Annotated in this window: 9 protein-coding genes; 4 read left to right on the top strand and 5 right to left on the bottom strand. The window is 55.7% G+C overall.

Translation table 11 applies throughout. The annotated features are described in order from the left end of the window. Nucleotides 1–9 precede the first annotated feature (9 nt). Genes D3A97_RS24170 through D3A97_RS24180 form a run of 3 tightly spaced genes read left to right on the top strand, consistent with a single transcriptional unit; the run spans nt 10 to nt 3,812 of the window. The gene (locus D3A97_RS24170) at nt 10–1,188 is read left to right on the top strand and encodes an ABC transporter permease (protein ID WP_119081142.1); all 1,179 of its coding nucleotides are present in this window, start codon (nt 10–12) and stop codon (nt 1,186–1,188) included. Nucleotides 1,189–1,210: 22 nt separating this feature from the next. Beyond that, nucleotides 1,211–2,584, top strand: a complete 1,374-nt coding sequence (locus D3A97_RS24175) for a sigma-54-dependent transcriptional regulator (protein ID WP_119081143.1) — start codon at nt 1,211–1,213, stop codon at nt 2,582–2,584. Then, the gene (locus tag D3A97_RS24180) at nt 2,568–3,812 is read left to right on the top strand and encodes a sensor histidine kinase (RefSeq protein WP_119081144.1); all 1,245 of its coding nucleotides are present in this window, start codon (nt 2,568–2,570) and stop codon (nt 3,810–3,812) included. Before D3A97_RS24175 ends, D3A97_RS24180 begins: the two co-directional genes overlap by 17 nt. Before the next feature lie 46 nt (nt 3,813–3,858). Here D3A97_RS24180 and D3A97_RS24185 read toward each other — a convergent pair whose 3' ends face one another. The 5 genes from D3A97_RS24185 to D3A97_RS24205 all read right to left on the bottom strand — a co-directional run bounded on the left by D3A97_RS24185 (nt 3,859) and on the right by D3A97_RS24205 (nt 12,613). After that, nucleotides 3,859–8,421 (bottom strand): efflux RND transporter permease subunit, encoded by a 4,563-nt coding sequence (locus tag D3A97_RS24185; protein ID WP_119081145.1) that lies wholly within the window; start codon nt 8,419–8,421, stop codon nt 3,859–3,861. A 41-nt stretch (nt 8,422–8,462) separates the two neighbouring features. Then, nucleotides 8,463–9,545: an efflux RND transporter periplasmic adaptor subunit gene (locus D3A97_RS24190; RefSeq protein WP_232826071.1), complete on the bottom strand. Its 1,083-nt coding sequence runs from the start codon at nt 9,543–9,545 to the stop codon at nt 8,463–8,465. Between the two features lie 152 nt (nt 9,546–9,697). Next, nucleotides 9,698–10,066 carry a hypothetical protein gene (locus D3A97_RS24195; RefSeq protein ID WP_119081147.1) on the bottom strand — a complete coding sequence of 123 codons (369 nt, stop codon included), beginning with the start codon at nt 10,064–10,066 and terminating at the stop codon, nt 9,698–9,700. 229 nt (nt 10,067–10,295) lie between these two features. Further along, nucleotides 10,296–11,306, bottom strand: a complete 1,011-nt coding sequence (locus tag D3A97_RS24200; RefSeq protein WP_119081148.1) for a cytochrome d ubiquinol oxidase subunit II — start codon at nt 11,304–11,306, stop codon at nt 10,296–10,298. Nucleotides 11,307–11,308: 2 nt separating this feature from the next. Next, nucleotides 11,309–12,613 (bottom strand): cytochrome ubiquinol oxidase subunit I, encoded by a 1,305-nt coding sequence (locus D3A97_RS24205; protein ID WP_119081149.1) that lies wholly within the window; start codon nt 12,611–12,613, stop codon nt 11,309–11,311. 129 nt (nt 12,614–12,742) lie between these two features. Between D3A97_RS24205 and D3A97_RS24210 the strand changes: the two genes are divergently transcribed. Continuing rightward, complete coding sequence (locus D3A97_RS24210; RefSeq protein ID WP_119081150.1) at nt 12,743–14,170, top strand: alanine/glycine:cation symporter family protein; 1,428 nt, start codon at nt 12,743–12,745, stop codon at nt 14,168–14,170. Nucleotides 14,171–14,266: the final 96 nt, after the last annotated feature.

The following is a 14,266-nucleotide window of genomic DNA, read 5'->3' on the forward strand; positions in this document are numbered from 1 at the left end:
CGACACAACATGCTGAAACATCTCTTTAAACTGATATGGAACAAAAAGAAACAGCATTTCCTGCTGATGGTGGAGATCCTTTTTTCGTTCCTCATTATGTTCGCTGTATTTACCCTCGCCGTGTATAATTACAAAAACTATCAGCGCCCCATGGGTTTTGACCACGAAAATGTATGGGCGCTCAGTTATTACGATAAAGACCGCAGCGGTGCGGACAAAGACTCCCTGGCGCTCTTTTATGAAATGGTAAAACGTACCATCAGCCATGCGCCCGAGGTAGCGGCCGTTTCTTTTGTGAGCAACAACAGCCCGTTCACCATGTCCATGAACAATTCCGTTATCACCCGCAATAACAAGACCGCCCAGGTAGACCATTTTTCCGCCGATGACGATTACGTTGGCGTGCTGAAGCCGGTATTGTTAAAAGGCCGGTGGTACGGCCGGGCAGACGATGGCGCCGCGCTGGAACCCATTGTGGTGAACCGGAGCTTTGAAACAATGTTTTTCCCCGGTGAAGACCCGGTTGGCAAAACCATCAAGGTGGGAGATCATGACGCGCGCATAGTTGGCGTAGTGCAGGACATGAAAGACAAAGGCGATTACAAGCCGCTGGGCCCCGGCCTTTACCAGCGCACCACCCGTAGTTCCTACTCCTGGCTGAGCCGCATGCTCATCAGGATCAAACCCGGCGCCGGCGCCAACTTTGAAGGCCGCCTCTACAAGCAGGTAGCCGGTATTTTGCAAGACGCCACCGTAGAAATTGAGCACCTGGATGAAAAGCGGGTGGTGAAGAATAACATCACCCTTATTCCGCTGATCGTTTTCGGGGTGATTGCCGGCTTCCTCATCCTCAACGTATCTCTTGGGCTGTTTGGCGTGCTCTGGTACACCATCAGCAAACGCAAGGCGGAAATAGGGCTGCGGCGCGCCGTTGGCGCCACAGGGGCGGGCATCAGCCGGCAGGTGGTCAGTGAAACGCTGGTGCTGGCTACCATTTCGCTGGTGGTGGGCCTGTTCTTTGCCGTACAGTTCCCGCTGCTGAACGTATTTTTCATGGAAGAAAGCGTGTACTACACGGCCATCCTGCTGGCGCTGCTGTTCATTTACGCGCTGGTGGTGGTGTGCGCCTTTTACCCCGGCAGGCAGGCGGCCGGCATTTACCCGGCGGTGGCGCTGCATGAAGATTAATTAATGCTATTTTTACTGCACTATGATATTGATCATTGACGATGACGTGGCCGTGAGGACCTCCCTGCTGCTGCTGTTGCGGCAGGAAGGGTACGAAGCGGCCGGCGTGCGGCTGCCGGAAGAGGCCATGGCCTTTCTCCAAAAAACAAGGCCCTCCCTCATCCTGCTAGACCTCAATTTTTCCCTGGGCACCACCGGGCAGGAAGGCATGGCCCTGCTGGAACAGATCAGGCGGCACGATGCTTCCCTCCCCGTGATACTCATTACCGGCTGGGGCAGCATTGCGCTGGCCGTGCAGGGCATGAAGCTGGGCGCCGGTGATTTTATCACCAAACCCTGGAGCAACGACAACATGCTCCAGTCTATCAGAACATTGCTGGAACTGCGTGACAGGAAAGCAAAGCCCCTCTCCCGCCGCCAACTGGACGAACAATACCATTTTTCCCACATCATAGGAGAAGACCCCGCCGTGCTCAACATCCTGGAAACCATTGGCCGCGTGGCGGGAACGGACGCCTCCGTGCTCATTACCGGAGAAAGCGGTACGGGCAAGGAGCTGGTGGCGGAAGCCATTCACCAGAACAGCTTGCGCCGCAACAAACCTTTTATTAAAGTGAACCTGGGCGGTATTTCCACCACCCTGTTCGAAAGCGAGATGTTCGGCCACCTGCGCGGCGCCTTTACAGATGCCCGCTTTGACCGGGTGGGGCGCTTTGAGCTGGCCAACAAGGGCACCATTTTCCTGGACGAGATCGGGGACCTGGACGCCGGCAGCCAGGTAAAGCTGCTGCGCGTACTGCAAGACCGGACGTACGAGGTACTGGGCAGCAGCCGTACTAAAACCACAGACGTACGGGTGATCTGCGCCACCAACAAACCGCTGGGAGACATGGTGGCGCAAGGCAGCTTCCGGGAAGACCTGCTGTACCGCATCAACCTCATCACCATTCACCTGCCCGCCCTGCGGGAAAGGCCCAAAGACATTCCCCTGCTGGTGAACAGCTTCATCCGCAACCTGCGGGAGATCTACGGCAGGCCCGGCCTCTCCGTGACCAGGGCCGCCATGAAATGGCTGCAGCAGTTGCCGTTGCCCGGTAACATCCGCCAGTTGAAGAACCTGGTGGAAAGGACCATCCTGGTCAGCAAAACTGACCTGCTGGACGTGGAAGATCTCAGCCGGCAGCTGGAGCTGTCTCCCGTCAAAAAGGGCCATCTGCAATTGCCGGGCGTAGGCATGGTAACGCTGGAAGAGCTGGAAGTGGAAATGATCCGGAAAGCCATGCAGTTCCACCACCACAAGATAGCCAAAGCCGCTGTTTCGCTGGGGCTTACCCGCAGCGCCTTGTACCGGCGGCTTGAAAAATACAACATTCCCTACGATGAAACTGCGGACTAAATACATCCTGTTTGTGAGCATCCTGCACATACTGGCGCTGGTGCTCTCCTATTTCATTTTCAGGGAAAACAAGCTGCTGTTCATTATTTCCGAAGCGGTGATACTCGTTTCCCTGGTCATTGCCTGGCGCCTCTACCACCAGTTGCTGCAGCCGCTGAAAACACTGATGCAGGGCATAGAGGCCATGCAGGACAAAGATTTTTCCGTCAGGTTCCGCCTCACCGGCCAGTATGAAATGGACCAGCTGATACAGGTATATAACCAGATGATGGACGAGCTGCGCAAGGAAAGGACCCTGCAGGAACAGCAGCATTTTTTCCTGGAGAAACTGATACAGACCTCTCCCACCGGCATCATCATCATGGACTATGACAACAACGTGCTGCAGATGAACCCGCGCGCCGCGCAGCTGATGGAGCGGCATCCTTTTATGCCCGCGGTGCATGCCCTGCGCTCCGGGGAATCAGACATCATTTCCTTTTCCGGCGTGAACGCGTACAAGCTGCAGAAGTCTCATTTCATAGACCGGGGTTTTCCCCGGCATTTTGTGATGATAGAGGAACTGACGGAAGAAATACTGCGCGCTGAAAAGAAAGTATATGAAAAGGTGATCAGGATGATGGCGCACGAGGTGAACAATACCATAGGCCCGGTGAACTCCATTATGGCCTCAACCCTTAAAGCCGCGGCCCCGCTTGGCCCGCAGCATGCTTCCGCGCTGGAAGTGGCCATCAACCGCAACCATCACCTCAACGCTTTCATGCGTAATTTTGCGGACCTGGTGAAACTGCCGCCACCCGCCAAAAAACGAACAGACCTGTATGCCCTGCTCCGTTCCGTATCTACCCTGATGGAAGCCCGCGCGGCGGAACGGTCTGTGGCGTTTACGCTGGCACTGGCCCCTGGCCCGGCCCCGCTGATCATGGCAGACGCCCTGCAGCTGGAACAGGCATTGATCAACATCATCAAAAACAGCCTGGAAGCGATTACCGGCAAAGGAGCCATTTGCCTGAGCGCCCATGAGCACGGGCTGGTGGTATCAGATACCGGCGCGGGCATTGCGCCCGAAGCCGCGGAAAACATTTTCTCTCCTTTTTACAGCACCAAACCCAACGGCCAGGGCATTGGCCTTACCCTGGTGCGTGAAATACTGCTGAACCACGGCTGGGCCTTTTCACTGGAAACGGTGGCGCCCGGCGATACCCGTTTTACCATCACCTTCCGTTAACGGCATAAAAAAGAAAGGCCGGCCATCATCTGCCGGCCTTTTCTCCCTATTCCGTACCACCGCCCAGGGCGCGGTAAAGCTCAATAGTACCGAGGAAAACTTCCCTGCGGTACTGGGTGAGCGCCAGTTCTGCCTCCAGTACACTTTTCTGGGTATTGATCACTTCCAGGTAATTCGCATAGCCTGTGGCAAACAGGTCCCCAACGGTAGATACGGCCTCCTTCAACACAAGCACTTCTTTTTCTTTCAGCGCAAACGCTTCCTGCGCGTTGGATACACGGTTCAACGAGGTCATCACCTCCTGGTAGCCGTTGATGATGGCCTGGCGGTAGTCATAAAACGCCGATACCCCTTCTGCGGTAGCAATGCCGTATTGCGCTTTTAATTGTTTTTTATTGAACACCGGCGCGGTGATGCCGCCCAGTATGCCGTATGCAATAGATGCGGGGCTCTGGAACAGGAGGCCCGCCTTGAAAGCATTGTAGCCCAGGGAGGCCGTAATGTTCAGGGAAGGCAAAAAGTCCGCTTTGGCCGCGTTCACATTTGCTTTGGCGGCCCGCAACCCCAACATGGCCTGCTGTACATCAGGCCGGCGCTGCAGCATTTGCGCGGGTACGCCCGTTCTCAGCGCGGGCGGCAGCGGCGCTTCCAGCAGAGAGCTGCTGCGGGCAATAGGTTGCGGCAGCCGGCCCAGCAAGGTGTTAAGCTGGTTTTCCAGCTGCAGGCGGTGCTGCTGTACGCCATACGCCAGCGCTTTGGTATTGAGCAGCTGCGCCGTAAACTGCTGTACGGCCAATGCGGTGGCGCGGCCGGCCTCCTGCTGTACTTTTATTGTACCAATGGCGGCCTCCTGCAGCACGATGTTTTTCTGTATCACGTTCCATTCATAATCCAGCGCCATAAGCTGGTAATACATGCCGGCCACCTGCGCGGCCAGCTGGGTGTGTACCAGCCGCAGCCCCTCACGGCTGGCCAGGAAGCGGGCATAGGCCGCCTTTTTCCTGCTCTTCAGCTTGCCCCAGAGGTCTATTTCCCAGGAACTTTGCAACCCGGCAAAATAATCCGGCACGGCCGGAGACGGGATGCGCTGGTCTTTGTCAATATTCGGAGACAGGTTGGTATCGTAGTTGCCCACCCCGTCCATCGTATAATCCCCATACTTGTTCACGCCGCCGCTGATGGAAGCGTTCAATGACGGCAGCCATGCTTTGGCCGCCATCATGAGCTGTGCTTCCGATACCCGCATGCGCTGTATGGCCACAAGGGCATCCCGGTTGTTGCGCGCGGCCGTATCCAGCAGGTTTTGCAGGTAAGGGTCCGCAAAAAAGGCTTTGCGGTCCATGCTGCCAATGCCCGTACTGTCTGCCTGCCGCCCTTCAAATGTGGCGGGCAGGGCGGTCTGTTCCGGCAGCTGCAGGTCCTGCGGCATACGGCAGCCCGCTACGGCCAGCACCAGCAACAGTATCACGGCGGGTACGGGTTTTATCTTCATCTTTTTCTTCTTCCTGTTTTTCATCACGGCAAACAATACGTACAAGCCCGGTATCACCACTACCCCGAACAGGGTGCCTATCAACATGCCCCCTGCGGCGGCCGTACCAATGGAGCGGTTGCCCATGGCCCCTGCCCCGCTGGCAATTACCAGCGGCACCAGGCCCGCAATAAAGGCAAAAGAGGTCATGAGGATGGGGCGCAAACGGCTCACGCCGCCTTCTATGGCCGCCTTCAGCACGGTCAATCCCTGCTTCTGGCGCTGAATGGCAAACTCCACAATAAGAATGGCGTTCTTGCCCAGCAGGCCTATCAGCATGACCAGCGCTACCTGCGCATAGATGTTGTTTTCCAGCCCGGCCACCTTCAGGGAAAGGAAAGCGCCGAATATGCCGGCGGGTAAAGACAAGAGCACAGGCAGCGGCAGCAGGAAGCTCTCGTACTGCGCGGCCAGCAGCAGGTATACGAACAGGAGGCAGATGCCGAAAATATAAATGGCCTGATTGCCAGACAGTACCTGTTCACGCGTCATGCCGCTCCATTCAAAACTGAAGCCGCGCGGCAATACCGTGGCGGCGGTCTCTTCAATGGCCTTGATGGCCTCGCCGCTGCTGTAGCCGGGCGCGGCGTCTCCATTGATCATGGCGGAGGTGTACATGTTGTAGCGCGTGAGCTGTTCTGGGCCGTACACCCTTTCCAGCTTCACAAAGTTGGAGTACTGCACCATTTCCCCTTTATCGTTCTTCACATACAGGTTCAGCACATCTTCCGGCTTGGTGCGGAAGTTGGGCGAGGCCTGCACCATCACCTTGTACATCTGCCCGAAGCGGATAAAGTTAGACGCGTAGAAGCTGCCCAGCAGGGTTTGCAGGGTGCTCATGGCGTTCTCCACGCTCACGCCCTTTTTGGCCGCCATGGCCTGGTCTACATGTATCATGTACTGCGGGAACTCAGGGTCGAAGCTGGTAAAGGCGCTGCCTATTTCCGGGCGTTTTTTTAACGCGTCAATAAATTTGTTGGTCACGTCTGCCGTCTGCTGCAGATCATCTGCGCCGGTGCGGTCCAGTACTCTCAGCTCAAAACCGCTGGCATTACCAAAGCCGGGCACCGTGGGCGGCGGAAAGTATTCTATGGTGGCGTCCTTGATATGTTTCGTTTTTTCCTGCAAGGCTGCTATCAGGTCGTCTACCGACTGCGAGCGCTCGTTCCAGGGTTTGAGATTGATCATGCCCATCCCGTAGGAGGCGCCAGCCACATCGTTCACCAGGCTGAAGCCCGCCAGCGTAGACACAGACTCCACGGCATCTATACCGTCTGCCGTTCTCTGCACCTCGTCCAGCACGGCAGACGTTCTTTCTACCGTGGCGCCATTGGGCGTGGTTACGTTCACGTAGATCATGCCCTGGTCTTCCATGGGAATGAAACCGCCCGGCAAAATGGCGGAAGCGCCCCAGGTGAGCACAAAGAACCCAACCAGCAATACCAGCGTGAGCATGCGGCGGCCGGCCATACGGCCGATCAGGCGTTTATAGCCGCGCTCTGTGGCGTTGTAGCCGCGGTTGAAGCCGTTGAAGAAACGCTGGAGCGGGTTCTGCTTCAAGGCCGCGCCGGGGTTGTGCCGGAGCATGAGCGCGCACAACGCGGGCGTAAGCGTAAGGGCGTTGATGCCGGATATGATGATGGCAAAAGCCAGCGTAAGCGAGAACTGCCGGTAAAACACGCCCACCGGCCCGGAAAGGAACGCCACCGGCACAAACACGGCAGACATGACCAGCGTAATGGCCACCACCGCCCCGCTGATCTCCTTCATGGAAGCCAGCGTAGCCTGCAGGGCGGGGAGGTGCGTTTCCATCATCTTGGCGTGTACGGCCTCCACCACCACAATGGCATTGTCTACCACAATACCAATGGATAGCACCAGGGCAAACAACGTGAGCAGGTTGATGGAAAAGCCCATGAGCTGCATAAACGCAAAGGTGCCTATGAGCGCCACCGGAATGGCCAATGTGGGAATGAGCGTGGAGCGGAAGTCCTGCAAAAAGAGGAACACCACAATAAACACCAGTATGAAGGCTTCAAAAAGGGTGCGCACCACCTCATGGATAGAGGCATCCAGGAAGCGGGACACGTCATAGTTGAAATTATAGGTCATGCCGGGCGGGAAGGAGGCCTTTTTCAGCTCTTCCATACGCAGCTTCACGTTCTCGATCACCTCCTGCGCATTGGAACCGGGGCGCTGTTTGAGCATGATAGAAGCGGAAGGTTTGCCGTCCGTTTTGGATACCATGCTGTAGGTGAGCGCGCCGAACTCTACATCCGCCACGTCTTTGAGGCGCAGTACAGAACCGCTTTCATCCGCGCGGATAATAATGTCCGCATATTCTTCCGGCTTGAAGAACTTGCCGGTATAGCGCAGTACATATTGCAGCATTTGCGGGGCCTTGTCTGAGCTTTCACCCGTTTTACCCGGCGCGGCCTCAATGTTCTGGCGGCGGATAGCGTCTATCACTTCCTGGGCGGACACGTTGTAGGCCAGCATCCGGTCAGGCTGCAGCCATACGCGCATGGCGTATTCCTTGGCGCCCATGATCTCGCAGAAGCCTACGCCGTCTATCCTTTTCAGCTCCTTGAGCACGTTGATGTCTGCAAAGTTGTAGATGAAGTTCTCGTCCAGCGCGGGGTCTTCACTCATGATGTTGAGGTACAGCAGCATGCTGTTCACCTCTTTTTCCGTGGTAACGCCCGCCTTGATCACTTCCTCCGGCAGCTCGTCAATGATGGTAGACACGCGGTTCTGCACGTTCACCGCCGCCAGGTCAGGGTCTGTGCCTACGTTGAAAAATATGGTAATGAGCGTAATGCCGTTATTGCTGGATACGGAGGTCATGTACGTCATGCCCGGTACGCCGTTGATGGCGCGCTCCAGCGGAATGGCCACGGCATTGGCGCACACTTCAGCGTTGGCGCCGGTGTACTTGGCCGTTACCGTTACAGACGGCGGCACAATATCCGGGAACTGGGTGACCGGCAGCCCGAAGAGCGCCAGCAGCCCCAGCAAAATTATAAACAAAGAAATCACCAGCGACAATACAGGCCGCCTGATAAAAGTATCGAACATACCGTTTCAGATTCGTTTAAAATGAAAAAAATAGCAGGCGCTTACAGCGACCGCAATGAGTCCAGCTTCACCAGTTCCGGCTTGATGGTCATGCCTTCGCGGAGGTTGCGCACGCCTTCGTACACCACCTTTTCGCCCGGCTTCAGCCCGGCATGCACAATGTATGAATGGTGAATGCGGGCTTGCGGCTCAAAACTTTTCATTTTAACCTGGTTGGCCGAGTCCAGTATGTATACATAGTTTTTGTCCTGCATTTCAAACACCGCCTTCTGCGGCAACAGCAGCGCGTTCTCCAGTTTGTTGGTGAGCACTATCTTGCCGCTGGCGCCGTGTTTCAACAGCTGCTTCGGGTTAGGGAAGCGTGCCCTGAAAGCAATGGAGCCGGTGTTTTCTTCAAACTCGCTTTCCACCGTTTCAATTTTCCCCATATAAGGGTACGGGCTGCCGTCTGCCAGCGTGAGCTTCACTTCACGGTCGTTTTTGGATTCCTTGCTGCGGGAATACTCCAGGTATTCCGTTTCGGACACGTTGAAGTAGGCGTACATTTCGCCGATGTCAGACACGGTAGTGAGCAGGTTGCCTTCCGTAACGTAGCTGCCGGTTTTGAGGGGAATGCGGTCTATGAACCCGTCAAACGGCGCGCGGATGCTGGTGTAAGACAGATGGGTGGCTGCGTTGGCCTCTGCGGAGCGGGCCTCTTCTATTTTGGCGTTAAAGGCAGCCAGACGGGCCTGTGCTACTTCCAGCTCCGTTTTGGCCAGTACTTTCTTGTCTGTCAGCAGCTTTACCCGGTCTACCTCCAGTTGTGCCGCCTTGGCTTCCGCAATAGCGCTGCTAAGGGCGGCTTTGGCGCGGGCCAGGTTGGCCTGGTACTCCTCATCGTTGAGGCTGAACAGCAACTGCCCCTTGTTCACGTGCTGCCCTTCATCTACATATATCTTGTTCAGGAAACCGTTGATACGGGCGCGTACGTCTACATTGCGGACGGCTTGTATGTCTGCCACGTAGAGGTGATGCAGTACGGTGTCTGTAACCGCCAGTTGCACCACCGGGAACGATTGCACATCGTTTTCATTGTTCACTGATCCTCCTTTGGTAATACAGCCGCCGAGGGTTGCGGTCATAGCAATAATGGTGAGTCCTGTTAAGTGACGCATGAGTACATAAGTATTTGGAGCAGCCGGGTGGCCGCAACAGTCAAAAAATCTTCATTACCGGTAAATGCCCGGTGTATCGGTCTGGTGAGAAAGGAAAAAAGGATGGAACGGATGGGGGATCAAAACAGGGTATACCTGAAAAGGAACTTGTAGTACGCCGGTAAAAATGAATCGTGGTGCTGGTACTCACCGGCTTTTTTCTCCTCTGCAATTACCGCATGGGAATGTTCGTACGCGAAATGTACGGTGCGCGGGGAAAAGTTGAATTGCTGGTTGGCAGCGGCCTGGTAAAAGCGGAGCCTGCGGCGGTTCTGGGAATTGCGGATGCTGGCCCAGTCATCTTCCGTATCTGCAGGCAGATATTTTGGCGGAAGGTGGAACGCAGATTGCAACTCAACCAGTAAAGGCTTGACCTGGTCCCGCTTTACACATGCCTTTGCTTCCATAGACGCAGAAAGCCCCGGTATGAAACCGGTTGCGTGCTGCATACAGAGAAAGAGAAATAAAAACAGCACCTTTTGCAAGATGGGCCTGTCTAGTGTCATGTCAGTTAGCGAATGAAGTTAATCCGGTGCAAAGCTATGAGAACCATCTTGGAAATAAAAACGGTAAAATGACGAGCGGCAAGTTTTTAACATTTTGTTAAAAGTATCCGCTGCACAAAAGCCCCGCCAGACTGCCGCTGCCGGTACCGTTCTGCAGGGTTGAACGGTATGGCTACCGTACCGGTCTCTTTTTTTCAAAGCTGTACAACAGATAAAACAGCGCCGGCAGTATGAAGATGCTGCCCAGCAGCAGCGCCCATGCCAGGGCGTCAATCGTTTTGTCCTGCCCCTGGTGTTCCAGCAGGGAGAGGTATCCCCCGCCCTTGAGCAGCACTATGTTCGGGAAGTGGCGGTAGGTAGCGGCAAACAGGATCATGGTCACCTCAAAACCTGCCGCCAGCCTGATCAGCACCGTTTTTCCCTTTTCCAGTCCATACCAGAGGAAAGGCAGCGAGAGGCTGGCCAGCGAGATGGCCAGAATGCCGCCCGGCTTGCCGAATATCCATTCCACCAGCGGCACGCCCTGCATATAGGCCGCTGTGAACACCAGCACGCCGCAGGCCACGGCCGCCGCCAGCATCCACTTGGCCTTGCGGGTGAAAAACCCCCGGTCTTCTTCATTATTCGTTTCACCAATAATGAACGCCGCCGCCAGAAAACCGCAGATGCTCACCGTAAAGAAACCTACCGTTACGGAGAACCAGTTGAGCCAGCTGAACACGTACGCGCTCAGGAAATCTTCCGCGGCAGGGTCTACGCTGCCCGATACCGTGCTGGCCGCAATGATGCCCAGGAAGAAAGGCGTGATCACGCTGGAATAAACAAAAATGCGGCTGTAGAGCTTTTGCAGGTCGTCTTTCACGGCATCGTAATTCCTGAACACAAAGGCGGTGCCGCGGGCTATAATGCCCAGCAGCATGGCGGTGAGCGGAATGTGCAGGTACACGGACATAGTAGTGTAGATCTTCGGGAAACCAACAAAGAGGATCACAATGGTGATGATCAGCCACATGTGGTTGGCCTCCCATACCGGGCCAATGGCCTGGTACATGGTTCTCCGCGTGCGGCTGCGGTTGCGGCGCGAGGTGAAGAACTCAATGATGCCCGCGCCAAAATCCGCCCCGCCCAGCAGCAGGTACAGCAGAATGGCCGCCCAGAGGTATACAATTACAACGTAGAGCATAGTCAGTTATAGAGTTTGTCCACCATTTTGATCTGGCGGTACAGCAAAAAGGCCACGATCAAAGACAGTGAAATATACACCGCGGTGAAAATGTAAAAAGAATATACAATGCCCGGCATGGGCGTAACAGCATCCGCCGTACGCATAATGCCGTGGATGATCCAGGGCTGGCGGCCTACTTCCGTGACCGTCCACCCCGCTTCCACGGCAATAAAGCCCATGGGCGTGGCTATCACAAAAAGTTTCAGCAGCCAGCGGCCCTGCAGCCAGCTTTTCTTTTTCCAGAGCGCAATAAAATACAGCAAGGATACCAGCACCAGCGCCATGCCCAGCCCCACCATTACCTGGAACGCATAATGCGTTACCGCTATGGGCGGGCGGTTTTCTACCGGCACCTGGTCCAGCCCCGTCACTTCCGCTGTAAAATTGCCATGGGCCAGAAAACTCAGCATGCCCGGTATTCTCAGCGCATAGTCTACTTTCCCGTTCTTTTCATCCACAATACCGCCTATTATGAGCGGCGCTTTTTCTTCCGTATGAAAATGGGCTTCCATGGCCGCCAGTTTTGCCGGCTGGCGTTTGGCCACGTCTTTGGCCGAAATATCTCCGCTGAGGGGTTGCAGCAGGGCCGCCACCGCACCAAATATGGCGGCTATACGAAACGCGCGGGCATGGAAGGCGATGTTCTTTCCCTTCAGCATCATCAGCGCGTGAATGCCCGCCACCGCAAAACCGGTGGCTACAAAGGCGGCCACGGACATATGCAGCGCCTGGGAAAACCAGGCGTTGTTGAACATGGCCTTCATGGGGTCTATATTCAGGTATTGGCCGTTCACGTAGTCGAACCCGGCGGGGCTGTTCATCCAGGCGTTGGCAGCCACCACCAGGATGCCCGATACCAGGCCGCTGACCCCTACCACCACGCCCGTTACCCAGTGAAACCAGCGGTTGAAGCGGTCCCAGCCGTACAGGAAAAAGCCCAGGGCAATAGCCTCAATAAAAAACGCCGTTCCCTCCAGCGAGAACGGCATACCGAAAATAGGGCCCGCATGCTCCATGAACACCGGCCACAACAGCCCCAGTTCAAAAGAGAGCACCGTGCCGGACACGGCGCCGGTGGCAAAAAAAATAGCCACGCCCTTGCTCCAGGCTTTCGTCACCTGTTTATATACTTCATCTCCTGTGCGGAGCCATTTGTAGTGGGAAACGGCCATAAAAAAAGGCATCACCATGCCAATACAGGCAAAGATGATATGAAAGCCCAGGGAAAGGGCCATTTGGGACCGTGCGGCGAGGAAATCATCCATACAGTAAAAATACTAAGTTTACAAACGCGTTGGGATGATACAGGTCAGTATCCTTTCCTGATTATAGTTAGGAAAACTGTATTTTGCATCCCTTTACACCTGTTCAACCAACATCAGACCTGCCAGCATATGGAAAAAATCGTTACCGCCATCAATGACGTTATCTGGAGCAACGCACTGATCATCCTCTGCCTCGGCGTGGGCATCTATTTCTCTTTTATGACCCGCTTCCTGCAGGTGCGGTACCTGAAAGACATGGTAACCCTGCTTTTCGGCGGCAAAGCCTCAGACAAAGGCGTTACGTCCTTCCAGGCATTTTCCATTGCCATAGCGGGCCGCGTAGGTACCGGCAACATTTCCGGCGTGGCCACGGCCATAGCCATGGGCGGCCCCGGCGCCGTATTCTGGATGTGGCTGATCGCTTTCCTGGGCGCGGCCTCCGCATTTATTGAGGCTACACTGGGGCAGATCTACAAACAATTGAAAGACGGGCAGTTCAGGGGCGGCCCGGCCTTCTATATAGAAAAAGGCCTGGGCACAAAGTGGTACGCCATGTTGTTTGCCGTAGCCACCATCCTGGCCACGGCTGTCTTTTTGCCGGGCGTGCAGAGCAACAGCATTTCTCAAAGCGCGGCCCATGCTTTTAATATACCCGTAGCCGTTACCGGCGGCGTGATCACCCTGCTGCTGGGGCTCATCATTTTCGGCGGCGTAAAGCGCATCGGAAAGGTGGCGGAATTTGTAGTGCCGTTCATGGCGGGCGCATACATCCTGATGGCGCTGGTCATTATCGCCATCAACATCCGGGAGGTGCCTTCCGTTCTCTCCCTGATACTGCGCTCCGCCTTTAACCTGGAGGCCGCTTTCTCCGGCGTGTTCGGCTCGGCCATAGCCTGGGGCGTAAAGCGCGGCATCTATTCCAATGAGGCGGGCCAGGGCACAGCGCCGCACGCGGCCGCGGCGGCGGAAGTGAGCCACCCCGCAAAACAGGGGCTGGTACAGGCTTTTTCCGTGTATGTAGACACGCTGTTCGTTTGCAGCGCTACCGCCTTCATGATCCTCTTCACCGGCCAGTACAACGTGATCAACCCAGCCGGCGGTTTCCTGGTAGAACACCTCCCCGGCGTGGAAACAGGGCCGGCCTTTACACAATATGCGGTATCCGCTCACTTTCCTTCCATCGGCGCAGGCTTTGTAGCCATTTCCCTGCTCTTTTTTGCGTTCACCACCATCATGGCGTATTATTATATAGCCGAGACCAACCTCAGCTACCTCAATAAACCCGGTAAAAAACCGTGGCTTACCTGGATGCTGCGCCTCGTTATACTCGTCACCACCTTTTACGGCTCGATCAAAACCGCCACCCTCGCCTGGACGCTGGGAGACATTGGCGTGGGCCTCATGGCCTGGCTGAACATCATAGCCATCCTCCTGCTGCAAAGGCCCGCGCTCAAAGCTCTCAAAGACTACAAGGCGCAACGGAAGGCAGGCCTCGACCCGGTTTTCCGCCCCGGCCCGCTGGGCATTAAAAATGCGGATGAATGGAAAGACGAATAACCGGCCAAAACCATGGTGACCCTCTCCCAGGACAATATCCACTCCGAAAAGGAACTGGAGCATTCCAATACCAACTGGGCCATGGTACTGGAAAAA

This window comes from Chitinophaga alhagiae (assembly GCF_003568665.1).
GTDB lineage: Bacteria > Bacteroidota > Bacteroidia > Chitinophagales > Chitinophagaceae > Chitinophaga > Chitinophaga alhagiae.

What these genes read in the sequence shown, in the direction of transcription:
- D3A97_RS24170 (WP_119081142.1), top strand. Translation starts at nt 10, where the DNA reads ATGCTGAAACATCTCTTTAAACTGATATGGAACAAAAAGAAACAGCAT.
- D3A97_RS24175 (WP_119081143.1), top strand. Translation starts at nt 1,211, where the DNA reads ATGATATTGATCATTGACGATGACGTGGCCGTGAGGACCTCCCTGCTG.
- D3A97_RS24200 (WP_119081148.1), bottom strand. Translation starts at nt 11,306, where the DNA reads ATGCTCTACGTTGTAATTGTATACCTCTGGGCGGCCATTCTGCTGTAC.
- D3A97_RS24210 (WP_119081150.1), top strand. Translation starts at nt 12,743, where the DNA reads ATGGAAAAAATCGTTACCGCCATCAATGACGTTATCTGGAGCAACGCA.
- D3A97_RS24205 (WP_119081149.1), bottom strand. Translation starts at nt 12,613, where the DNA reads ATGGATGATTTCCTCGCCGCACGGTCCCAAATGGCCCTTTCCCTGGGC.
- D3A97_RS24185 (WP_119081145.1), bottom strand. Translation starts at nt 8,421, where the DNA reads ATGTTCGATACTTTTATCAGGCGGCCTGTATTGTCGCTGGTGATTTCT.
- D3A97_RS24195 (WP_119081147.1), bottom strand. Translation starts at nt 10,066, where the DNA reads ATGCAGCACGCAACCGGTTTCATACCGGGGCTTTCTGCGTCTATGGAA.
- D3A97_RS24180 (WP_119081144.1), top strand. Translation starts at nt 2,568, where the DNA reads ATGAAACTGCGGACTAAATACATCCTGTTTGTGAGCATCCTGCACATA.
- D3A97_RS24190 (WP_232826071.1), bottom strand. Translation starts at nt 9,545, where the DNA reads ATGACCGCAACCCTCGGCGGCTGTATTACCAAAGGAGGATCAGTGAAC.